We start from the raw sequence: 23296 nt of genomic DNA on the forward strand, positions 1-23296 counted from the left end.
GGACTTGTAATTTGAATAGATTTTTGGCAAACTTTTTAAAATACAGAGATCTTTTATATGAACTTGTTTTGAGAGATATAAAAATTAAATATAGACGGTCTATTTTAGGTATGTTTTGGAGCTTGCTAAATCCTCTTTTGATGATGATTGTTTTAACAATTGTATTTTCTCACCTTTTCAGATTTGACATAAAGAATTATCCTATTTACTTATTGACTGGACAGATTATGTTTGCTTTTTTTTCTGAATCAACCTCAAGTGCAATGAGGGCAATCATTGATAACGCTTCGCTCATTAAGAAGGTATATATACCAAAATATATATTTCCTGTTTCCAAGGTTTTGTCGTCTTTTTTTAATCTAATTTTCTCACTTTTGGCAATTGTTTTAGTTACAATAGGAATGATAGTATTGGGCAATAATGTTAATTTATCGTGGACATTTTTGTTATTTCCTATTCCTTTACTATTCATATTAATTTTTTCAATAGGCATAGGCTTAATTCTATCTTGCTATGCAGTATTTTTCAGAGATTTGATTCATCTATACTCGGTTGGATTAACTGCTTGGATGTATTTGACACCCATATTTTACCCTGTGAGCATAATTCCACAAAAATATCTGACATTGATTAAGCTAAATCCGATGTATTATTTTATAGAATATTTTAGAAAAGTAACATTTTATGGTACACTGCCTACACTAAAGGAAACTCTAATTTGCATTTTGGTAGACATAATATTTTTAGTAATAGGACTTTTAGTTTTTTATCGAAAACAAAATAAATTCATCTTGTATGTGTAAAAAATATGCTGAAAGTCATCTGGAGGTCTTGATGGATAAAAATACAGCTGTAAAGATTGAAAATGTCTCAATGATGTTTAACATGGCATCTGAAAAGATTTATAGTATTAAAGAATACTTTATAAAACTTGTGTCAGGCAAGCTCTACTTTCAAGAATTTTGGGCACTGAGGGATATAAGTTTTGAAATCAAAAAAGGTGAAATTTTTGGTATAATAGGCTTAAACGGGGCAGGCAAAAGTACCCTGCTCAAAATAATTGCAGGAGTTTTAAAGCCGACAATGGGTAGAGTCTATGTAAACGGTACTATGGCACCATTGATTGAACTTGGAGCAGGTTTTGACTTTGAACTTACTGCAAGAGAGAATATATTCTTAAACGGCGCTATTTTGGGCTATTCAAGAAAGTTCATGAAAGAAAAATTTGACGAGATAGTAGAGTTTGCAGAACTGAGAGATTTTTTAGATGTTCCTCTAAAAAACTTTTCGTCTGGTATGCAAGCAAGACTTGGTTTTGCTATTGCTACAATTGTTGACCCCGACATTTTGATTGTTGATGAGATTCTGGCAGTAGGAGACTTTCATTTTCAGGAAAAGTGCGAAAGAAGAATTAATAGTATGCTTGAAAAAGGGACAACCATAGTGATGGTGTCCCATTCAATAGATCAAATTGAGAGAATGTGCCAAAGAGTTTTGTGGCTTGAAAAAGGCAGAATGAAAATGATAGGCAATGCAAAAGAGGTTTGTGAGGCTTACAGGAACTCTTGATGGTTTAACAAATAAAAAATATTCAAAGAAAGGACTGTTATTTCATGAAAGGAATAGTTTTGGCAGGAGGAACAGGTTCACGTTTATATCCGTTAACTAAGGTTACAAACAAGCATTTGTTGCCTGTTGGAAAATATCCAATGATTTATTATCCAATTTTCAAATTAAAACAAGCAGGTATCAAAGAAATAATGATAATAACCGGTAAAGAACACATGGGAGCTGTTGTCAATTTATTAGGAAGTGGTCGTGAGTTTGGATTGGAGTTTACTTATAGGATTCAAGATGAACCTGGTGGAATTGCCCAAGCATTGGGATTATGTAGCTTTTTTGTAGGCAATGATAAATGCGTTGTTATTTTGGGTGATAATATTTTTGAAGATGATATTTCGGAGTATGTTAGGAATTTTGAGAAGCAAGAAAAAGGGGCAAGAATTCTTTTAAAAGAAGTGCCAGATCCTCACAGGTTTGGAGTTGCAGAGCTAAAGGATGGGAAAATAATTTCCATAGAAGAAAAACCAAGGAATCCCAAGAGTAATTACATAGTGACGGGAATTTATATGTATGATAGCAAGGTATTTGATATCATTAAAACTTTAAAGCCTTCTCAAAGAGGCGAGTTGGAGATTACAGATGTCAATAATGAATATATAAGAAGAGGAGAACTGTATTTCGATTTTCTGAAGGGTTGGTGGACTGATGCAGGGACTTTTGAATCGCTAAAAAGAGCAAATGAGCTTGCTGAAAATATGGTGTTAGATTTTAATGGAATATAAATTAGAGGAGAGGTAAGGATTATGGAGCTTATTGAAGGTGTTAAGGTAAAAAGACTTGAAAAATTTGCTGATGATAGAGGTTTTTTCATGGAGATTTTAAGAGACGAAGATGGGCTTTTAGAAAAATTTGGACAGGCTTCGATGTCTTTGACTTATCCAGGGGTAATAAAAGCTTTTCACTATCATAAATTGCAGGACGATGTTTGGTTTTTCCCAAAAGGCAATGCACAGGTTGTTTTATACGATTTACGGCCAGACTCACCAACATATAAAAAGACAAATGTGTTTTATATGGGTGAACACAATCCTATAGTACTTTTAATACCCAAAATGGTTGCTCATGGCTATAGGGTATTGGGGAATGAGCCGGCAATAATTGTGTATTTCACAACAGAGCATTATAACAGAGAGAATCCAGATGAATACAGAATTCCTTGGGATGACAAGGAAATCAATTTTGATTGGACAACAAAATTTAGATAAGGTGGGAACAAGAAGATGGAAACAATTCTTGTAACAGGTGGGGCAGGTTTTATAGGAAGCAATTTTGTTAAGTACATGATTAGCAAAGAAGAATACAAAATAATCAATTATGATGCATTAACCTATGCAGGAAATCTTGAGAATTTGAAAGAGGTAGAAAACCACCCTTATTATACATTTATTAAAGGAGATATTGTTGATAGGGCAAAAGTTGAAGAGGTTTTTAAAAATTATCAAATTGACTATGTAATAAACTTTGCCGCAGAGTCGCATGTGGACAGAAGTATAAAGGACCCCGATATATTTGTTAAAACAAATGTTTTGGGAACACAAGTTTTATTGGATGTGTCAAGGAAATTCGGAATAAAAAAGTTTATTCAGATTTCAACAGATGAAGTGTATGGCTCATTGGGGCCTGAAGGATATTTTACCGAGGAGAGTCCTTTGGCACCAAACAGTCCTTATTCTGCCAGCAAAGCAGGAGCTGATATGCTTGTAAGAGCATATTTTAAGACATATGGTTTGCCTGTGAACATAACAAGGTGTTCAAACAATTTTGGTCCACATCAACACCCAGAAAAGTTTATACCGACTGTAATCTTAAATGCTCTGCAAGACAAACCAATACCTATTTATGGTGACGGGCAAAATATAAGAGACTGGCTATATGTAGAAGACCATTGCAGAGCAATTGAGCTTGTGTTCAAAAAAGGGAGGATAGGTGAAGTATACAATATTGGCGGGAATAATGAGTGGAAAAATATAGATATAGCTAAATTGATTTTGAAACTACTTGGGAAACCAGAGAGTTTGATCCAATTTGTGGCTGACAGGCCAGGACATGATAGAAGATATGCAATTGATTCGAGTAAAATTCAAAAGGAATTGGGGTGGAAGGTTGAATATAGATTTGAAAAAGCTCTTTTAAAAACTATAGAGTGGTACGCTAAGTACCCCAATAAATAAAAATTATGCTTGAAATAGAGAGTGTTGTTTTTAAAGTTTTTGTACAAAGATTGGAAGTCAAGAAATGATACACAATATACTTGGATTATTTAACAAAGTACAACTGAAGATAGTATTTGCTACCCTATATTTATACATAACAAAAACGAATATTGGAGGTAGTTAGATTGAAAAATATACTACGTAAAAGTGTAGTTGTATTAAAAGAGGAGGGAGTTAAAGGGCTTTTGGGTCGAGTACAACAAAAAATGAAAAATATAAACCAACCGACAACTTATGACTTTTATAGCTTTATAACATATGCAAGAAAAAGTGAATGGGAAGAAAAGGAAATAAATGAAAATGAAAAATTAAAAATCAATTGGATAATTCCAGCATTCAATATTGGTTCAGGTGGTCATATGACAATTTTTCGAATGATCCATTATCTTGATAAATGGGGATATCAGAATTATCTTACAATTATTCCTCCTTATTTAATTCAGAAAAAGGAAACAATTAGAGAATTAGTAGATAAACATTTTATCAATATTGGAAATACAATTGTTTATTTATGGGGAGAAAAATTGCCTCCTGTTGATGTTACATTTGCTACAAGTTGGCAGACAGCATATTACGTTAACAGTATAAAAAATACATATCAAAAGTTCTACTTTGTTCAGGATTATGAGCCAATTTTTTATCCTATGTCAGCAGAATATCTATTTGCAGAAGCCACTTATTCGTTTAAATACAAATATATTACTGCTGGTAAATGGTTATGCAAAATTCTAAAAGAAAAATATGGTGTAATTGGAGATTATTTTGAGTTAGGATTTGATCCGCAAATCTATAATATAAAAAATATTCAAAGAAGCAAGAATACAATTGTATTTTATGCAAGAAGAGAAACGCCCAGACGAGCTTATGAACTAGGGATCTTAGCATTAAAATTGGTAAAGGAAAAAAGACCAAAAACAGAAATAATATTTTTTGGAAGTAACTTGCGTCATAATCCTGGGTTTTCAATTGAAGATAAAGGTGTTTTATCTTCTGCTCAGTTATCAATGCTTTATAATTATGCCACTGTAGGTGTAGTATTTTCTTTAACCAATTATTCATTGATTCCTATAGAGATGATTGCATGTGGCTTACCGGTAATAGAAGTTAAATCAGAGTGTAATAAACTTGTTTTTGAAGAAGTACCAGGTATTACTTTAGTAGAGCCTGATCCATTTGTAATAGCAGAAAGGATTATTGAAGTGATAGATAATCCTTCAGTGTTTCATTCCAAACTATATAAAGAGGTGGATAAATTAGAGCATTTGACATGGGAAAAACAAGCAAGGAAAGTTGAAAAATTAATTTATGCTCTTTCAAAAATTAAATATTAGTCTCAAAAAATTAAAAGTGTTAAGAAAGAGTGGTGAGCAATTTAAGGTATGGATGTAAAAATTAGTATTGTTATACCAACTCTTAACGCAGAGAAATACATACGAACTCAAATTGAAAGAATTTTTGCTCAAACTATAAAGCCATGTGAGGTAATTTATATTGACTCAACCTCTAATGATAATACACAAAAAATAATTCTAGAATATATAGAAAAGAACTTACCGATCAAGTTAAAAATTATAAAACGGGAAGAATTTAATCATGGAAGAACAAGAAATGAAGGAGCGTTTTTATCAAGAGGAAATATAATAGTATTTATGACACAAGATGCTATTCCGTATAATGAAGTATGGCTAGAAAATTTAATTAAGCCGTTTGGAGTAAGAGATGATGTTGCATGTGTTTTTGCGAGACAAATGCCATTTGTGGATGCAACGCCTATAATCAAAAGAGAATTAATAAATCATTTTAATAGTTTCAAATCGGAAGATAGTGATTATACATTTCAAAAAGTTGATTTTAATGATAGAAATTCTTTAAAAGTGTATAACGAAAAAAAACATTGGTTTTGGTTTAATTCAAATGTTTGCAGTGCTGTTAGAAAAGATATTTTTCTTCAAATAAAGTTTAAAGAAATACCATATGCAGAAGATCAGGTATTTGGGAAAGAAATCATTGAAAAAGGGTTTTGTAAAGTATATGCCCATAATGCTATTGTGCTCCATTCTCATAATTACACTCTTATAAACTTTTTTAAGAGATATTTTGATGAGTATAGGGGTCTGAAAGTTTCATTAGATATAGATTTAGTAAATAAGTATAACGTTTTAAAAGTTATATTTGGCAATATAGTACAGGACGTAAAGTATATTTTTAACAATGTTGATAAAAGAAGGGTTTATTGGCTTATATATAGTATATTATTTGAAATTCTAAGGGGAGGTGGAGCGTTTTTAGGTTCAAATTATGATAAGATACCTTTATCCCTCCAAAAATATCTATCGTTAGAAGGCAAAGCTATAAAACCGCCTCGCTAGTTTATTTAATCTTAAAAGATGATCAAAGGAAGGGAGTGAACAATATAGAGGTTATAATACCAACTCTATTAAAAAATATGTACATTTTTAATGTTCTATCATCGTTAAAAAATATAAAAGGTAAAAAAGGTAACATTAACGTTACTGTTATCAACAATACAAATATGCAGATTACAAATGAGGCTAAATTTATTAATTTAAACATTAAAGAGATATTGTTAGGGGATAATCAAGGATTTAGCAAGGCGGTTAATATAGGGATAAATGTAACTAAAGAAAAATTGATTTTTTTAATAAATGATGATGCTATGATTTATAATGCGTTTGAAATAAAACAAATAGAAGATTTATTTGAAAAGCATGAAGATATATTTTCTCTATCGTGTAAGATGATTTCCCACGATTTTCCAAATTTACTTGATGACGCAGGTGATATGTACACTATCTTAGGTTGGCAATTTAAAAGAGGCAATGGTCTTCCGAAAGAACTTTATGATAGACCGTGTGAAATTATTTCCTCATGTGGTGGCGCTGCGATCTATAACAAAAAAATCCTTGATGAGATAGGTTATTTCGATGAAGATTTTTTTGCATATCTTGAGGACGTAGATTTAGGTTTAAGAGCGCTCATGAGAGGATATAAAAATTTATATTATCCTTACATTAGTGTGTTGCATGTTGGAAGTGCGACAACAGGCGGAAAGTATAATGATATTACTATCAGACTTACAGCAAGAAACTCGATATATGTTATATACAAAAATCTTCCCTTACCTCTTTTAATAATTAATTTTCCCTTTATTTTATTGGGATACTTAATCAAATTTATATTCTTTGCTAAAAAAGGAAAAGGAAAAATTTACATAAGTGGAGTTCTTGAAGGACTAAAGAATTTACCTAAATTTAAAGAAAAAAGAAAGGAAAACATGAGAAAAAAGGAAATTTCTAACATTAAGCTTGAATGGATTCTTATTAAAGCTACATTTGAATATTTTCACCAATATGTAAAAAGAACACTTTACAATTTAAGAGGTGCAAAGAAATGATACTAATTACAGGTTCCAAAGGCCAACTTGGAAGTGAATTTATAAAGCAGTTTGAAAATAAATATAATGTGAAAGGTATTGACATTGAACAAGTTGATATTACTGATCTTGACAGTACAGTTAATTATATTTCAGCCATAAAGCCCAGCATCATCATCCACTGTGCGGCTTACACCAATGTAGATGGGTGTGAGAGGGACAAAGACATTGCTTTTAAAGTAAATGCCATTGGGATACGAAATGTTGCAATGGCTGCAGAAAAAGTTGGTGCAAAGCTTGTATATATATCTACCGACTATGTATTTGATGGAGAAAAAGAAAAGCCATATAACGAATTTGATAGACCAAATCCGATAAGTATATATGGCCTTTCTAAACTTGCGGGAGAGGAATTTGTTAAAACTTTTTGTAGCAGATATTTTATAGTGAGGATTGCCTGGCTGTATGGTGAAAATGGTAACAACTTTGTAAAAACAATTGTAAAACTTGCTAAAGAAAAAGGCGAAATTGATGTTGTTAATGATCAAAGAGGTAATCCCACATTTACCAAAGATGTTGTTCAAGCTGTAGAAGTAATGATGAACTCAGAAAAATATGGGATATACCACGTAACAAATGAAGGCATAGCTTCTTGGTATGATTTTGCATGTAAGATTGTGGACACGTTTGGGATAAACTGCAAAGTCAATCCAACTACAAGTGATAAATTTATTCGCCCAGCAAAACGTCCCAAAAATTCAGCACTTGACAAGATGATGTTAAGACTTGAATTTGGATATAAAATGAGACGTTGGGAAGAGGCTTTTGAAGAGTTTGCTATGCTGATGAAAGGAAGAATATAGATGGATTTGTCCATAATTATAGTTAATTACAATACCAGGAATTTGCTCAGAAAAACTCTTGAGTCAATATATAAGAATCCCACCTATAGAGAACTTGAAATAATTGTGGTGGACAATGCTTCAAGTGATGGTAGCCAAGAGATGGTAAAAAAAGAATTTCCAGATGTTATTTTGATTGAAAATAAACAAAATTTAGGGTTTGCTAAAGCTAACAATATAGGTATAAGAATTGCAAAGGGAAAGTACATATTGCTTTTAAATTCAGATACAGAAGTTTTAAAGGGCACACTTGATAGTTGTATAGATTTTTTGGAGAAAGATGAAGCTAAAGAAATTGGAATTCTTGGATGCAAAGTGGTGCTTTCAGATGGCAAGCTTGATTTAGCATGTAGAAGGGGGTTTCCTACCCCTAAAAATTCATTTTTTAAGATATTTGGATTTGCGAAGCTATTTCCTAAAAGTAGATTTTTTGCAGGTTACAATCTTACATATCTTGATGAAAATCAATCTTATGAAGTTGATTCGGTTGTTGGGGCGTTCATGTTGATAAGGCGTGAAGTTATAGATAAGATAGGTTTACTTGATGAGGATTATTTCATGTTTGGTGAAGATATAGATTTTTGTTTTAGAGCTAAGCAAAATGGGTTTAAGGTTTACTATTATGCTGATGCAAAAATCATTCATCACAAAAGAGGTTCTGGCAGGAATTTGAAGGTTTTGTCAGCTTTTTATGATTCAATGTGGATCTTCTATAGAAAACATTACTATGATAAATATCCAAAGAGTTTAGCTTTATTGATATTTGTTACAATTAAATTGATTAAATTTTTAAAGCTTGTTCAAACAAAAATAAAGAACACTTTTTCGGAAAGGAAAAAAGGCCATGCATAGTCTTAAGAGTTTATATGCAAATCTTAATAAAGTTTTTGACATAGTAGTAGTTTTTTTATCTTTCTTTATTGCGTGGTTTATAAAGTTTGAAAGTAACTTGTTTCCCAAAGTGGGTCATTTAGATGTTGAGAACTACTTGCTGATATTAGCTATATTTTTGCCATCTTATTTTTTGTTAGCTCTTATTTCAAAGGTTTATCAACCAGCAGCAAAAAGTTCAGCATTGAGAGTGTCACTCAAACTTTTTAGGGCAAATGTAATATCGTTGGCAGTTGTTGTTATAATTTTTTACATTATTAAGCAAGTTGATTATTCAAGAATTTTTTTGGCATTGTTTACGTTGATAAACTTTACTTTAAGTTTGATTAGTCGGTATATTTTAATACGTTTGATAATTTCAAATAAAACCAAGTTTATCAAACAGGAAAATATTCTCATCATAGGAGCAAATGATTTATCAGATAATTTAATTCTCAAAATCAAAACCTCACCTTATGTTGAGTATAATGTGATCGGCATTATTGATGATTACTCAAAGAGTGCGCTTGCTAAGAGCTCTGAACTTGAAAATGTCATAAAGATGCATCATGTAGATGAGATAATCATTGCTCTGAGACTTGAGGAATATAAAAAGCTTCCCTGGATAATAAACATCTGTGAGAAATATGGCATAAGAACATATATAATTCCAGATTATTTAAGGTATATTCCCTCAAAAGCTCAAATCGAAGAGTTTGAAGGAATTCCTCTTATAAACATACGATATTCTCCCCTTGACGAGTGGACAAACAGGTTTATAAAAAGGAGTTTTGATATTGTTGTTTCTCTGATTGGACTGATTTTATGTCTTCCTTTATTCATAATTATTGCAATTTTGATAAAATTGACATCAAAAGGGCCAGTTTTGTTTACTCAAGAGAGAGTAGGTTACAACAGGCGCATTTTCAAAATGCACAAGTTCAGAACCATGTATGTTCAAGACCCTGATGAAGAAAAAGTGAGATGGACAACAAAAGATGATCCAAGAAGAACACCAATTGGCAGGATTTTGCGCAGGCTTTCTTTAGATGAACTTCCACAGCTTTGGGATGTTTTGGTTGGCAATATGAGCCTTGTTGGACCAAGACCTGAAAGACCATATTTTGTAGAAAAGTTTAAGGAGGAAATCCCGAAATACATGATAAAGCATCGTGTGCGCCCAGGAATTACCGGCTGGGCTCAGATTCATGGACTCAGAGGAGATACTTCAATTGAAGAGAGGATAAAATATGATATCTGGTACATAGAAAACTGGTCTTTTTGGCTTGATATTAAGATCATATTAGCAACCATATTTGGTGGAAAGTTTATGGAAAATGCATATTAGGGGTGTTTTTTGAAGTAATCAACAACAGTTGAGGTTTTAATACCAAATCTGATACAATGATAAAAAAACAAATCCTCTATGGAGGCACTGAAATGTCAGAAATGGAAATGTTAGAGAGGATAGTCTCAGGGATAGAAGAGTTAAAAACAGATATGAAAGAAGTAAAGCTGCGCCTTGACAGGGTTGAAGAGAGGCTTGACAAAGTAGAGAAGAGACTTAACAATGTTGAAGCAAGACTCGACAGAGTTGAGGAAAGACTTGACAAAGTAGAGGCAAGGCTTGATAGAGTGGAGGTAGAAATTGGTAATTTAAAAGAAAAAGTTGGTGAACTTGAGAGTAGAGTTAGCAGGGTAGAAAGCGAACTTGTAGGGCTCAAAGAAGGAGTAGGTGCCTTGGAGGGAAGAGTAGGTGCTTTGGAAGAAAGAGTCGGTGCGCTGGAAGGAGAAGTACATGACTTAAAACAGGCTGTAGAAGAGAACACAGGATGTATAAATACTCTTTACAACAGCTTTGCTATAAGTTTTTGACTTTAAGAAAGATATGGAAAAGATCAAAGAAGGCATGATAGAATTTAAAGAGGAGACATCTAAGAAAATAGAAAACCTAATTGAAGTTACAGAAAAGACAAAAGAAGAATATGGTCGACACGACATTGACCTTAGAATAATAAAAGAAAAAATATGAATTGTAATTTAAAAACTTTAATAATAAAAATTGGGAGCAAAAACTTAAAAAATAAATGCTGCAGTTTGCGCTATTGAACTGCAGCATTTATTGTATATGGGTTGTTATTTTTAACTACTGAATTTGCTATTATAGTAGCTTAAAAAGTAATTAAATGTCTCATCATCAAAAAGGCAAAAGACAACCTTTTCAATGCTTGTTTTGATGCTGCTTAGAAAATCAATTGAAGTGTCAATCAAAATCTTTGCGCACCTGTCCTTTGGAAAGCCAAATATGCCACTTGAAACAGCTGGCAGTGCTATACTTTTCAAATTGTAAAGGTGAGCAAGATACAGGCTGTTGTAGATTGCTCTAGAGAGCTTTTCATCCTCATTGCCTTCACCATAGATTGGTCCGACTGTATGTATTACAAACTTGCAAGGCAAGCGATAAGCATTTGTTATCACAGCATTTCCTGTTGGCAGAAAGCCAATCTTTTTTATAATCTCATCTGATTCTTTTTGTATCTCCTGCCCACCTGCCCTTACAATTGCAAGAGCAACGCCACCGCCATGTTTTAAGTGAGAATTTGCAGCATTTACAATTGCGTCAACCTGCTCTTTTGTTATATCACCTTTTTTGATAATGATCTTTTGTAAAATCTCTTTTGCAGACAACTGATAATCACCCCCAAACTTTAAAAATTTTTCAGCTGACTTGTCTGCTGGGCTTTGTTTTTGCTTACAATTTCGTCAAACACAGCTTTTGTGTCAATGCCAAATTTTTCTAAAGAGGAAAGAATGCTGAGGCACACAGTAACTTGAGTAAAAAGGCTTGCAGCAAGTAATTTTCCGCAATCTGTGGTTGGAAAAGAAGAGTATTCTTCCAAATTTCTTTTTATATCTTGAGATACGCTATTGTAAACTTGAACAAGCTCATCAAACGACTTTTGCTCGGGTGCAATCTTTATAAGAGGTTTTTTCTTTTTAAAAGGAAATCTCAATTTATTGCAAATTATTATAAGGCCTATACCAGACAAAAGACCAAGTACAAAAATCAAAGTGACCTTCAAGCAATCACATCCTTTCAAAAATTATTATACATCAAATTTATAAAACGCATCAAAAGCTTTAAATGTTACATTTAATTGGCTTCACCTCTAAAATCAGTTTTTAGATTTTCTCCACTTTGCTTGTGACCATTTTTCTCTTTTCGATAGCCACAAAAGATAATTATATTCCTTAACAGCAATTTTCAAAGTTCAATTTTTATGCGAAGTTTTCAAAATAGACTTTCATCCTACAAAAAATACATATTGACAAATTTTAATAGAATAACTAAAATGTAAATTGTATTTTTCATCTTGATAGCAACAAAAACATTTAATGGGAGGTAAATAAGAAATGCATTCTTTTCGCAAAGGGATTGCGGTAATAGCGGTTTTTGCTTTTGTGTTTAATTTTATCTTCCCAATTGCAGCTGTTCAAGCTGCATTTAAAGATATAAACTCAAACTATTGGGCAAAAGACCTTATCGAAAAATGGGGCAATACATACCAGGTTGTAAAAGGATATTCTGATGGTACTTTTAAACCTTCTCAGTATATAAGCAGAGCTGAGTTTGCTAAGCTTTTAGCAAATGTCATAAGAGAAATTTCTATAGATGCTGGGATAAATTTTAAGGATGTAAAAAAGACAGATTGGTATTATTCAGCTTTGAATTCATTGTCAAGATACATAACTGGATACAATGACCAAACATTCAAACCTAACAAAAATATAACAAGAGAAGAGGCAGCTGTCATATGTGCCAGAGTATTTGGAATTGACCAGATCAATGACAACAATGTGCTTTCTGCTTTTAAAGATGCAGATGAGATCTCTTCATGGTCAAGAAATTATGTAGCTGCGCTTGTACAGAAAAATTATATAAAAGGATACCCAGATAACACATTTAAACCCAAAAAGTTTATAACTCGTGCAGAGGCATTGAGTATCTTAGACAATATCATAGGTTTACTTTTATATAAAGAGGGATATTACACTTCAAAGGAAGTAAAAGGCAATCTTGTTATCAACAAGTCTGGTGTAAGAATAAATGGCTTTTCAGTAAACGGAAATGTAATTATTGCGGAAGGTGTGGGTAAGGGAAGTGTAAAGATTGAGAATTCCAATATTAATGGCAGCATTATAATTCGCGGTGGTGGTGAACACAGTGTAACTTTAGAAAATGTAAAAGCACAAAAGGTAAAAGTTGACAATATTCAAGCGGCTACGAGAGTTATAGTTTCAGGAAATTCTAATATTGAAAAAGTAGAAGTAAAAGAAAATGCAATAATAGAGAATTTATCGAAGTTACCAATAAAAAGCATTGTGATTAGTTCAAATGAATCTTCAAGTATTTCTGTTTCTATAAAAGGAAATGCAGAGAGGGTTGAAATTATTTCGGCAAGGGCAGAAGTTAATATAACTCAAGGGAATATAAATAAGGTTATAATTCAAAACCAAGCAAATTTGAAAGTTGAAACAAACTCGAAAATACAGGAGCTGACTGTAAATTCGCAGAATGTGAATATACTATCCCAGGGCATGATCGAAAAAATACAAGTAAATGAAGAGAGGGTATATGTAAATAATAATGAGGTCACAAAAGGACAAATAGTTACAGTAATAGATGGTAAAACAGAAAAAATCCAAAATCAGCAGCAAACTTCAAGTCAGAGTAATACGAGCAGTACCAGTTCCCAAACAACATCAAATAACACAGCTTCACTTTCAGAGGGAGGCAGCCAGGGTTCTGTTGGAAGTATAGGAAGCACAACATCGTCCAGTTCTGGACAAACAGGAGGGACATCTTCTGGCACAACAGGCAGTTTGCCATCAGGTTCAACAGGTGTGTCAAGCTCAGGAATTGTAGCTTTGGTTTCTGTTGACAAGGAAACAATTACAGTAGGTCAGGACAATACTGTCAGTGTTACAGTTAAAGATGCTCAGGGCAATCCTCTTGCTGGCAAATTGGTAACGATAGAGGGTAAAAGTAGCTATACAAATTCAAATGGTGTTGCAACAATTTCACTGAATGTTTTTGAGAGTAAAGAATTAATTATAAATGTGGATGGAAAAAACTATGGTGGACTTTTGTATGCAATCAAGCCAACAGAAGGTGTTATAAAACTTAAGTTAAAGACAGCTACTGATATTTATGAAAACCAGTTTAATGTAAAAGTGGTAGGGCGCTCTTCGCAGTTTAGCCAAACATATCAGGTAAACACAACTGAATTAGGCGTAATTGTGCCAGTAGGAAATGATTATAAAATCTTGGCATGGAAGTATGCTGCTGAGAAGGGGCTTATTTATGCGTTGCTTGAAGAAGTAAATGTGGTAAGCGGAATGAACAGAATTGTTGTAGACACAACAACGTCTGAGTTTGTAAATGCTACTATAAGCTTCTCTTATGAAAACAAAGCGTTGACAGATTATGAGTTTTCAGTGGCAAATAGTACTTACAGTGATGTTTTTACAACCGATGATGTAAAAGTAAATCTCCAGAACAGCCAGATAAATATAATTGCAAACAAAGGAACGTATACAATTAAGGTTGCAAAGGAGATAAATGGCGAAAAATTATATTTTGTAAGAACATGCCAGCTAAATACATCAGGTGCAACTTTACAATTTGCATTTACCTCGCTTAAAAAGTTAACATTTACATTTAATGGATTATTCAATTTAACCTCAGTTGCAGAAAGTGTGTATGTAAAGCTGAACAACCAAAGATATCAGTTGTCTGATGATTTGAGCGTTTATCTACCTAAAGGGACATATACCTTAGATGAGGTTGTGGTAAATGTTTATGATGCTAATAATTCACATTTAAGATACACTTTTGCTGTAGATAAAAATAACTCTCCTTTATCAATTGATCTTACTTCGTCCAATGAAGAAGTGACAAAAGAAATAGATTTTAATATAAACGAAAGCGAAAGCAACTTTATTGTTTGTAACGTAAATGATGAAAAAATAACAAGTTTAAAAGCAAGATCTGTCGCTGTTTTGTACGAAAATGTAAAAACGGTTAGTGGTTACAATTTAGATGTTGTAGTAAATGATGTATATTCTAATTTCCTTGGATTTGAGATACCGTACGGGACAAACATATCACTGCAGGATGGTGCGCAGCTACGTCCTCTTAGTGTATTGGCAACAAAGATATTGGAAAATAATGTTTGTGCAACTTTGTTCTATACACCAAGTGAGATAGCAGACGGCAATTATACATTAGTAGTTCAAAAAGATTTAGGACCACTTTATGAAAACCGCGTTTTAGCAGAAAGTTATTCATTTGAAATTAACTCAAATGGCGATGCTTCAGGGTATGCGGAGCAGACTTCTAATGAATCAGAAATAGTTGAAAAGGTTTCATACAAAATCGACTCAACAGCGGATGATGTAATGTTTATAAGTGTGCCTACAAACCTGCAAATAGCTGACTATAACCAGTTGTGTCAGAATATTTTTATGAATTTAATGAGAAATTACCCGCTTGCACTGGATTATGGAGTAAGTGATGTAATTGGTGTAAGATTCTTCACAGGCGAAGTTGAAGACGTTATGATGTTTATAATTCCTTATATCTACGAAAAACAAGAAAGAATTGCAAGAAGACAAGCTGTTTTTCAAAAAGCTCAAGAAATAGTTCAAACTGTAATAGACCGGACTTATAATGAATATGACAAAGCTTTGGCTTTACATGACTATTTGATACTTCATACAAGATATGACATGGAAAGCTACCTTAACCGAAGTGGACCATTTGATATTCACACCGCATATGGAGCGCTGATAAATGGGTTAGCAGTGTGCGATGGTTATGCAAAAGCAATGTATGTACTTTTGAACACTGCAGGGATAGAAACAATTGTTGTCTACGGGGAAGCAGGAGATGTGGCAAGCAAAGTTGGGCATGCGTGGAATATGGTAAAGCTTGATGGAGATTGGTACCAGCTTGATGTAACGTGGGATGATAGGGATAGTCTTGGAGGAGTGGAGATTGATTACAGCTACTTCAACGTAACAGATGACGATATTAGCTCTGATCACTGGTGGGACAAAAGCTTGTATCCAACATGTACATCAACTAACTATAGATATGGAAATTACTATAAAGCAGAAATAGTACCAGAAGTTGTTTATTATAATTTGCCAAACACTGTACAGATTGTTGTTAAAGACTACAAGGGAAATCCACAACCAGAAAGGCTTATTACAGTAACTTACTATGATCTTACCACTCAATCTGATGAAGTTGCATTTGTAGGATATACTGACCAGGAAGGAAAAGTTGTATTTGATGTTACACCTGATGAGTTTACCAGTTATAAAATTTACGTAACACCAAGAATGGAACCAAAGGGCTATATCGATGTTGTTGAGAAATTAAAACCGGTCACAATAAAATTTAACATAAATGGAACGACAGTAACTCAATTTGGTTTAGTTAGAAACGGAAAGGAGCTTTTCTATACTAATGATGGACAAATTCCTGTTGATATGAGCATATATTTTGATAACAATATAACACTATTTGGAGAAGGTTTTGTAGTAAAAAGAAGCTTGAGCGTTGATGGTTATGACCCGGAAGAAGTTACTGTTTTCAATGATATATATTACGACGCATCTGTACAACTGCATGTATATGATGGCACGACTGACATTGTGGGTGCAAGTGTTTATATTGTAGACAAAGATACTTACAAGGAGTTATTTGTTGGAACTACAGATACAGCTGGCAGGTTGCCTCTAATTATTACTAAAGGAGAATATGTTGCAAAGATTGTGTATGGAGACGGAGATGAAGACTTCAAAAACTATGCATATGCAAAATTAAATGCCTTCGAAGATTCCCAAATAGATCTTGATTTAGCTAAGTTCAGCACTGTTCAATTTATACCTCACTTTACTGAGGGTGGATTGCACTTAAATGATAGACTCTACATTGGATTTGAAACATCTGCATCTTATGCCAAGATTGCAACTTTTATAGGCAAAAGACGTGAAGCCAAATTTGCCCCTGGTGATTATGGGTACGTTTGGGTTTTTGCACACAATCCTTACTATGATGACCCAAGGTCATTGGGATACAAGCCAACAGAAAAGCTAGTAATTCCAGCTGAGCCGCAGATTATAACTTATGACCTTGGCATTGATGCAAGCAAAATTGCAATAAAAAGTATTTATAAGTTCAATCCAGAAACTTGGAAGTTTGAGCCAACCACATTAGATAGTGTTTACCAGGGCGATGTGTTGAAATTGGACATTTATATTCCAACTTACAGTCACTACATCATAGGTGAAACTGGCATATGCATGGAGATGACATATGATAATCAACCAAGTATATCCTTTATATCTTCTGATATACCTTATCCAATTAGTGCTGTAATAAAAACACAGGATTTAAGTGAAAATAATATTGAAGTATTTTTCCCAGGTTTTGATGAAAGGACAGATACATGGAGTATCATCTTGGCAGGTGTGAATGGTGATTTGAATTCCACGCTGATTATAAATCTTCCGTTTGTGCCGTACGATGGAAATTACACATTGCAATCTCCGATTAAAGTATATCAGGCTCAAAGTTCTTCGAGCGGTGGTTCACCAAGAAGAACATTTATAAAGATGCTGCAGTTAAAAAATAATTTCAAGCAGATAAATCCCGTGAAAAAGTAAGAAGAAGTGGGGGAGAGAGATAAATCTCTCCCTCATTATTTGTTTGCAATATTACAAGGTTATACAAATATTCAAAAAAAACAGTAAACAAATTTTAACTTGATAAGAGAAAATAGATGCATTAAAATATAAAAGTTATAGTGAAATAGAGGTTAACAATAGAAAAACAAATTTTTGAATATATCTCTTTCCATGGAGGTAATTTTAACTATGGAGAAACAGGTCAAATACATCTTTGTTACAGGCGGGGTTGTGTCCGGGCTTGGCAAAGGGATCACAGCAGCGTCAATTGGCAGGCTTTTAAAAGCGCGCGGTTTAAAAGTCACTATGCAGAAATTTGACCCGTATATAAACGTTGACCCCGGTACAATGAGCCCTTACCAGCACGGTGAGGTTTTTGTAACAGATGATGGTGCTGAGACAGATTTAGACCTTGGGCACTATGAAAGGTTCATCGATGAGAACCTCACTAAAAACAGCAATGTAACAACAGGTAAGATTTACTGGTCAGTGATTCAGAGAGAGCGCCGTGGTGATTTTTTGGGTGGAACTGTTCAGGTAATCCCTCACATTACAAATGAGATAAAAGAGAGAATCTACAGGCTTGGAAAGAGCAACTCAACAGATGTTGTCATAACTGAAATTGGTGGAACTGTTGGCGATATTGAAAGTCTTCCGTTTTTAGAGGCTATAAGACAGGTTGCAACAGACATTGGGAAAGAAAATGTTTTATATGTTCATGTAACCCTTGTTCCCTACCTGTCAAAGTCTGGAGAGCTTAAGACAAAACCCACACAGCATTCTGTAAAAGAGCTAAGGTCAATAGGAATTCAGCCTGATATTATTGTTTGTAGAACAGAAAAACCACTTTCACAAGACCTCAAAGCCAAAATTGCACTGTTTTGCAATTTAAAACCTGAATATGTTATACAAAACATTGATGCAGAAAGTTTATATGAAGTGCCTCTCATGCTTGAAAAAGAAGGACTTGGCGAAATCATATGTGAAAAGCTTGGATTTGTCTGCACAAAGCCAGACCTCTCTGATTGGATAGAAATAGTTGAAAAAGAAAAAAATCTCAAAAAGAATGTGAAGATTGCGCTTGTAGGAAAGTATGTTGAGCTTCATGATGCATATCTTTCTGTTGCAGAGGCGTTAAAACATGCAGGGATTGCAAACGACAGTCATGTTGAGATCCTGTGGATAAACGCAGAGGAAGTTACTTATGAAAATGCACACGAAAAACTCAAAAGTGCAGATGGCATTTTAGTGCCGGGCGGATTTGGTGACAGAGGTATTGAAGGCAAGATTGCAGCTATAAGGTATGCGAGAGAAAACAAAATACCGTTTTTTGGAATATGTTTGGGAATGCAGTGTGCAGTGATTGAGTTTGCAAGGAATGTGCTTGGGTTAGAAGGTGCAAACTCAACAGAGTTTGATGAAACAACACCATATCCTGTGATTGATATAATGCCAGAGCAAAAGGACATATTCACAAAAGGCGGTACTATGAGACTTGGGCTTTACCCGTGCAAGCTTGAAGAAGGCACTCTTGCCCACAGAATTTACAACGATGAGCTTGTGTATGAAAGGCACAGACACAGGTATGAATTTAATAATGAATTCAAGGAAAGGTTCAAACAAGCCGGCATGGTATTTTCAGGAGTATCGCCAGACAGAAGACTTGTCGAGATAATTGAACTGAAAGACCATCCATGGTTTTTGGGTGTGCAATTTCATCCCGAGTTCAAATCGCGCCCGCAAAGACCACACCCAATCTTTACAGATTTTATAAGAGCATCTCTTGAGCACAAGGCGAAAAAAGGGGGGTATGAAGACTTTTAAACCCCTCCTTTTTTATCTTCGTCTTCGCCTGGTGTATGTTAGATCTAAAGTTTTCGGTTTTTGCTGTCTTGGCAGCTCAGAAAGAAGATATATTACAAAGAGGTGAATTAAAAATAATACAAGATTTAATCCCACATGTATGTAAATATAAAGAGGTCTTTGAAGAATTACCATTTCAGAAGACTGTCTTACAAATTCCACAAAACCCATTAAATGTATTGAGAATACTTGCAAGAGCAAAACAAAAAAGTTTGGGAATCGGACGTTAAACATAAATAAAATTGCAAGAACGCATGAGATAATAAAGCCTGGCAGAAGAAGTAAGGTTGATGTTATATAAAACCTTAGAATGATTGTTATCAAAAATATTATAAGCAAACTTATAAAAGACCAGACAAAAAGGAGTATATTATCTTTTGAAAACAGATTTATGCCTGCAAAGAAGCAAAGATATATCAAAAGCCAAAGGAATATTTCAAATGCCACGTTTCTATTTTCCATAGTATTATAGCTCTTAAAAGTATATTTTAAGAGCTCTTTCCCTCCTTTTTTAGCAGCTTGAGAGGTTTTAATTTTTAAAAACTACTCCAAAATCAATTATACCTTAAAAAGTTGAATTAGTGTATAATTAAATTGTCAAGTTGGTAAAATCAAAAACCTTCATCGAAAAGAAAAAAGGAGGATATAAAAGCTCATGTCGAAAGCACATATCCTTGTTGTTGATGATGAAAAGCCAATTGTTGATATAATAAAGTTCAATTTAGAAAAGGAAGGGTATAAAGTGACAACATCGTACGATGGTGAGGATGCTTTAAATAGAATAAAAAGTGGAAACTTCGACATGGTTCTTTTGGATGTAATGCTTCCTAAGATTGATGGGTTTTCTGTATGTAAGAAGGTTCGTGAGTTTTCGGATGTTCCCATTATAATGATAACAGCAAAGGCTGATGAGGTTGACAAAGTTTTGGGGCTGGAGCTTGGGGCGGATGATTACATAACAAAACCGTTTGGCATAAGAGAGCTTATTGCAAGGATTAGGGCAAACTTGAGAAGGACAGCTCAAAGTTCAGCGCAAGATGGTAAGGTGTTAAAAGCAGGGGCTTTGACTTTGAATCCTGAGACGTTTGAGGTGAAAAAAAATGGCAAAATTATTGAACTTACCGTGAGAGAATATGAGCTTTTGAAGTTTTTGATGTCACAAAAAGGTCAGGTGTTTTCAAGAGAAGAACTTTTAGAAAAGGTTTGGGACTATGAATACTACGGAGATGTTAGAACTGTGGATGTTACTGTGAGAAGACTGAGAGAAAAGATTGAAGACAACCCATCTGAACCCACTTTTATTTTGACAAAGAGGGGAATAGGATACTACTTCAATCCGAACATATAAAGATAAGGGGAATAAGGTGTACTATGACAAGAAGCATAGAAAGCAGGCTCATACTTGTTTTTGGGCTTTTAATTTTGATGGTTATGTTTATATCAAGTTTTTTTATCATAGACAGGACAAAAAATTACTTTTATGAAGATGTCCAGAAAAAGATTGAGTTTATGGTAAGCTCATCACTCATCAGGCTTTTAGAGGATAAAAACCTGACACAGGAAAGAATTCAAACCATTGTTGATCAGTCGATGAAAGAAAGTCAGTACGGGTTCATGATTCAAAAACTCATTGTGACAGATAGCAGAGGTAAGGTTGTGGCATCTTTCCCAAGGATGGATATTAGCTTTTTCCCGTCAGATGAGATTTTGACAAGCCTTGCGGGCTACAAGGTTGTAAAGAGGGAAGTAGAGGACCAGGCGATGGTTTTTGCATTCCCTATAAAAAGTGGCAGGTCGGTGGAAAGAGCACTGTATTTGGAGGTGTCTGTTCAGAATATTCTTGCCACAGTAACTGATATCAAAAATATTTTGCTTATGGCTTACATTGTTGCGATGCTTTTTTCACTTTTTATAGGACTTTTGTTTGCTAAAACTCTTTCAAACCCGCTCAGAAAACTTACCAAACAAGCCCTTGAAATGGCAGAGGGAAATCTTGATGTGAAGATTGAAGTTTCCAGCCAGGATGAAATTGGCAAGCTTGCAAGCGCTTTTAGGACAATGGCGACGAACGTAAAAAAATATATATCAGAGCTTGAATTTGAAAAGCAAAAGCTTGAAAGAATACTTCAGAACATGTCAGATGGAGTTTTGGCTGTGAATTCTAAAAATGAAATTATTCATATAAACGAGAGTGCAAAAAAGTTTTTGAAAGGCGATGTTAAAAAGTTCTTGGAATATATACAAAATGAGGAAAATAGGTCAGTTACACAGCACATATATGAAGTTGATGGATGGACGCTTGAGGTTAGCACGGCAGCCTTTATAGATTCTTATCATGGAAATGGTACAATATTTATCCTTCACGACATAACACAGCAAGCAAAACTTGACCAAATGCGAAAACAGTTTGTTGCAGATGTATCTCATGAACTTAGAACTCCGATCACAACTATCAAAACATATTCTGAAACTCTTCTGGATGTTGATGATGAGACTGTGAAAAGAGAGTTTTTAAGTGTTATCATAAAAGAGTGTGATAGAATGACAAGGCTTATTACTGACCTTTTATATCTTTCGCGACTTGACAGTGGCGAGAATATTTTGAAAATAGAAGAGGTAAATGTTAGTGAACTTGTTAGGTTTGTATGTGAAAAGATGAGGATTCATGCAAAAAAGAAAAATCAAAAACTTTTATGCAGCGCAGAGGAAAACGTGGTGATTGAGGCTGACAGAGACAGGCTTGAACAGGTGCTAATTAACCTTATAAACAACGCTGTTGTCTATGTCCAGGAAGGCGGGCAGATTGAAGTCGGGCTCAAAAAAGATGGCAGTTATGTAAAAATAACTGTAGATGACAATGGTCCAGGAATTCCTGAAGATGATCTTCCGCGCATCTTTGAAAGGTTTTACAGGGTTGACAAGGCAAGGTCGCGAAGCCTTGGTGGGAGTGGACTTGGGCTTTCTATAGCAGATGAGATTGTAAAAGCACATGGTGGAAAGATTCAGGTTGAAAGCAGGGTTGGTGTTGGAACTAAATTTACGGTTATTCTTCCTGTGAAAAATACTGTTTAATTCTATTTTGTAATAGGCTCTTAACATGCTTGTAACAGATTTGTAATATAAAAATTGTATAATGTAATTAGGATAATTGTAACTTGCTGGTGATGACGAGATGAAAAAACTTGCGCTGATATTGAGCATGTTGTTTATTTTGTCAATAGCTACTATAGCTTTTGCAGGTGATGAAAAAGATCTAAAAAAAGCAAAAAATATAAATTCGATTGAGATAGATGGTAGTAAAATAACATCTACTGTATCTTCACTTGTCGAAATAGCAGAGTATGAAAGCCAACTTACAACTTCGATATTTGTTCTGTCAGGAAAAGCATCAGAAGGTGTAGAAATTAGTATATATACTAAAAAAGATAAAAAAGAAGCATTTTCACAGCAAGGACTTGTTGATAAGTTTCAAGTAGGCAAGTCTGGCTATTTTGCAAAAAAGATTAATGTGGATGAGGGGACCACTTATATTCTTGTGGTTGCAAAGAAGGATAAAGATACACAGATAAGTCTTATTAAAGTTTTTTATGAGAAGAAAGAAAGCTTTTTTACCAAAGTGGAAAAGGCAATATCAAATTTTGTAAGTTCGCTTGGCAAATAAAAAAAGAGGG

Annotated in this window: 21 protein-coding genes; 19 read left to right on the plus strand and 2 right to left on the minus strand. The window is 34.0% G+C overall.

The genetic code is table 11. The features are described 5' to 3' along the window. Positions 1-11 precede the first annotated feature (11 nt). The 13 genes from COB47_RS00245 to COB47_RS12815 all read left to right on the plus strand — a co-directional run bounded on the left by COB47_RS00245 (position 12) and on the right by COB47_RS12815 (position 11034). A complete protein-coding gene (locus COB47_RS00245; protein ID WP_013289433.1) occupies positions 12-803 on the plus strand; it encodes an ABC transporter permease in 792 nt (263 codons plus the stop codon). 31 nt (positions 804-834) lie between these two features. Then, the gene (locus tag COB47_RS00250; protein ID WP_013289434.1) at positions 835-1569 is read left to right on the plus strand and encodes an ABC transporter ATP-binding protein; all 735 of its coding nucleotides are present in this window, start codon (positions 835-837) and stop codon (positions 1567-1569) included. 44 nt (positions 1570-1613) lie between these two features. Next, on the plus strand, positions 1614-2345 hold the full coding sequence (locus COB47_RS00255) for a sugar phosphate nucleotidyltransferase (protein WP_013289435.1): 732 nt from the start codon (positions 1614-1616) through the stop codon (positions 2343-2345). Between the two features lie 21 nt (positions 2346-2366). Next, on the plus strand, positions 2367-2828 hold the full coding sequence (locus tag COB47_RS00260) for a dTDP-4-dehydrorhamnose 3,5-epimerase family protein (protein WP_013289436.1): 462 nt from the start codon (positions 2367-2369) through the stop codon (positions 2826-2828). A 15-nt stretch (positions 2829-2843) separates the two neighbouring features. After that, positions 2844-3794, plus strand: a complete 951-nt coding sequence (gene rfbB, locus COB47_RS00265) for a dTDP-glucose 4,6-dehydratase (RefSeq protein WP_013289437.1) — start codon at positions 2844-2846, stop codon at positions 3792-3794. 167 nt (positions 3795-3961) lie between these two features. Further along, positions 3962-5167 carry a rhamnosyltransferase WsaF family glycosyltransferase gene (locus tag COB47_RS00270; RefSeq protein WP_013289438.1) on the plus strand — a complete coding sequence of 402 codons (1206 nt, stop codon included), beginning with the start codon at positions 3962-3964 and terminating at the stop codon, positions 5165-5167. 48 nt (positions 5168-5215) lie between these two features. Further along, entirely contained in the window at positions 5216-6205 is a 990-nt protein-coding gene (locus tag COB47_RS00275) for a glycosyltransferase family 2 protein (RefSeq protein ID WP_013289439.1), read from the plus strand. 35 nt (positions 6206-6240) lie between these two features. Continuing rightward, the gene (locus COB47_RS00280) at positions 6241-7251 is read left to right on the plus strand and encodes a glycosyltransferase family 2 protein (protein ID WP_013289440.1); all 1011 of its coding nucleotides are present in this window, start codon (positions 6241-6243) and stop codon (positions 7249-7251) included. Further along, the gene (gene rfbD / locus COB47_RS00285; protein WP_013289441.1) at positions 7248-8093 is read left to right on the plus strand and encodes a dTDP-4-dehydrorhamnose reductase; all 846 of its coding nucleotides are present in this window, start codon (positions 7248-7250) and stop codon (positions 8091-8093) included. Before COB47_RS00280 ends, rfbD begins: the two co-directional genes overlap by 4 nt. Beyond that, a complete protein-coding gene (locus COB47_RS00290; protein WP_013289442.1) occupies positions 8094-8984 on the plus strand; it encodes a glycosyltransferase family 2 protein in 891 nt (296 codons plus the stop codon). It begins immediately after the preceding gene. Beyond that, positions 8977-10350, plus strand: a complete 1374-nt coding sequence (locus COB47_RS00295) for an undecaprenyl-phosphate glucose phosphotransferase (protein WP_013289443.1) — start codon at positions 8977-8979, stop codon at positions 10348-10350. Before COB47_RS00290 ends, COB47_RS00295 begins: the two co-directional genes overlap by 8 nt. Positions 10351-10442: 92 nt before the next feature. Then, positions 10443-10877: a hypothetical protein gene (locus tag COB47_RS00300; protein WP_307189116.1), complete on the plus strand. Its 435-nt coding sequence runs from the start codon at positions 10443-10445 to the stop codon at positions 10875-10877. 13 nt (positions 10878-10890) lie between these two features. Then, a complete protein-coding gene (locus COB47_RS12815; protein ID WP_307189118.1) occupies positions 10891-11034 on the plus strand; it encodes a hypothetical protein in 144 nt (47 codons plus the stop codon). Between the two features lie 110 nt (positions 11035-11144). On the opposite strand, the gene COB47_RS00305 is transcribed toward COB47_RS12815, so the two are convergent. Both COB47_RS00305 and COB47_RS00310 read right to left on the minus strand, forming a co-directional pair. Continuing rightward, positions 11145-11690: a macro domain-containing protein gene (locus COB47_RS00305; RefSeq protein ID WP_013289444.1), complete on the minus strand. Its 546-nt coding sequence runs from the start codon at positions 11688-11690 to the stop codon at positions 11145-11147. Positions 11691-11710: 20 nt separating this feature from the next. Next, complete coding sequence (locus COB47_RS00310; RefSeq protein WP_013289445.1) at positions 11711-12085, minus strand: hypothetical protein; 375 nt, start codon at positions 12083-12085, stop codon at positions 11711-11713. 331 nt (positions 12086-12416) lie between these two features. Here COB47_RS00310 and COB47_RS00315 point away from each other — a divergent pair, with 331 nt between their 5' ends. The 6 genes from COB47_RS00315 to COB47_RS00340 all read left to right on the plus strand — a co-directional run bounded on the left by COB47_RS00315 (position 12417) and on the right by COB47_RS00340 (position 23286). Next, on the plus strand, positions 12417-17741 hold the full coding sequence (locus COB47_RS00315) for an S-layer homology domain-containing protein (protein ID WP_013289446.1): 5325 nt from the start codon (positions 12417-12419) through the stop codon (positions 17739-17741). Between the two features lie 210 nt (positions 17742-17951). After that, positions 17952-19586 (plus strand): CTP synthase, encoded by a 1635-nt coding sequence (locus tag COB47_RS00320; RefSeq protein WP_013289447.1) that lies wholly within the window; start codon positions 17952-17954, stop codon positions 19584-19586. A 68-nt stretch (positions 19587-19654) separates the two neighbouring features. Beyond that, a complete protein-coding gene (locus tag COB47_RS12340; protein WP_193343283.1) occupies positions 19655-19855 on the plus strand; it encodes a hypothetical protein in 201 nt (66 codons plus the stop codon). A gap of 425 nt (positions 19856-20280) precedes the next feature. Continuing rightward, positions 20281-20973, plus strand: a complete 693-nt coding sequence (locus COB47_RS00330) for a response regulator (protein WP_013289449.1) — start codon at positions 20281-20283, stop codon at positions 20971-20973. A 23-nt stretch (positions 20974-20996) separates the two neighbouring features. Next, the gene (locus tag COB47_RS00335) at positions 20997-22697 is read left to right on the plus strand and encodes an ATP-binding protein (protein ID WP_013289450.1); all 1701 of its coding nucleotides are present in this window, start codon (positions 20997-20999) and stop codon (positions 22695-22697) included. A gap of 100 nt (positions 22698-22797) precedes the next feature. Next, entirely contained in the window at positions 22798-23286 is a 489-nt protein-coding gene (locus COB47_RS00340; RefSeq protein ID WP_013289451.1) for a hypothetical protein, read from the plus strand. Positions 23287-23296: the final 10 nt, after the last annotated feature.

Origin of the sequence: Caldicellulosiruptor obsidiansis OB47, assembly GCF_000145215.1 — a bacterium.
GTDB lineage: Bacteria > Bacillota > Thermoanaerobacteria > Caldicellulosiruptorales > Caldicellulosiruptoraceae > Caldicellulosiruptor > Caldicellulosiruptor obsidiansis.

Bases quoted from the DNA above. Each gene is read 5' to 3' on its own strand.
- COB47_RS00315 (WP_013289446.1), top strand. From the start codon at position 12,417: ATGCATTCTTTTCGCAAAGGGATTGCGGTAATAGCGGTTTTTGCTTTT.
- COB47_RS00290 (WP_013289442.1), top strand. From the start codon at position 8,094: ATGGATTTGTCCATAATTATAGTTAATTACAATACCAGGAATTTGCTC.
- COB47_RS00330 (WP_013289449.1), top strand. From the start codon at position 20,281: ATGTCGAAAGCACATATCCTTGTTGTTGATGATGAAAAGCCAATTGTT.
- COB47_RS00250 (WP_013289434.1), top strand. From the start codon at position 835: ATGGATAAAAATACAGCTGTAAAGATTGAAAATGTCTCAATGATGTTT.
- rfbB (WP_013289437.1), top strand. From the start codon at position 2,844: ATGGAAACAATTCTTGTAACAGGTGGGGCAGGTTTTATAGGAAGCAAT.
- rfbD (WP_013289441.1), top strand. From the start codon at position 7,248: ATGATACTAATTACAGGTTCCAAAGGCCAACTTGGAAGTGAATTTATA.
- COB47_RS12815 (WP_307189118.1), top strand. From the start codon at position 10,891: ATGGAAAAGATCAAAGAAGGCATGATAGAATTTAAAGAGGAGACATCT.
- COB47_RS00275 (WP_013289439.1), top strand. From the start codon at position 5,216: ATGGATGTAAAAATTAGTATTGTTATACCAACTCTTAACGCAGAGAAA.
- COB47_RS00260 (WP_013289436.1), top strand. From the start codon at position 2,367: ATGGAGCTTATTGAAGGTGTTAAGGTAAAAAGACTTGAAAAATTTGCT.
- COB47_RS00300 (WP_307189116.1), top strand. From the start codon at position 10,443: ATGTCAGAAATGGAAATGTTAGAGAGGATAGTCTCAGGGATAGAAGAG.
- COB47_RS00320 (WP_013289447.1), top strand. From the start codon at position 17,952: ATGGAGAAACAGGTCAAATACATCTTTGTTACAGGCGGGGTTGTGTCC.
- COB47_RS00295 (WP_013289443.1), top strand. From the start codon at position 8,977: ATGCATAGTCTTAAGAGTTTATATGCAAATCTTAATAAAGTTTTTGAC.
- COB47_RS00340 (WP_013289451.1), top strand. From the start codon at position 22,798: ATGAAAAAACTTGCGCTGATATTGAGCATGTTGTTTATTTTGTCAATA.
- COB47_RS00335 (WP_013289450.1), top strand. From the start codon at position 20,997: ATGACAAGAAGCATAGAAAGCAGGCTCATACTTGTTTTTGGGCTTTTA.
- COB47_RS00255 (WP_013289435.1), top strand. From the start codon at position 1,614: ATGAAAGGAATAGTTTTGGCAGGAGGAACAGGTTCACGTTTATATCCG.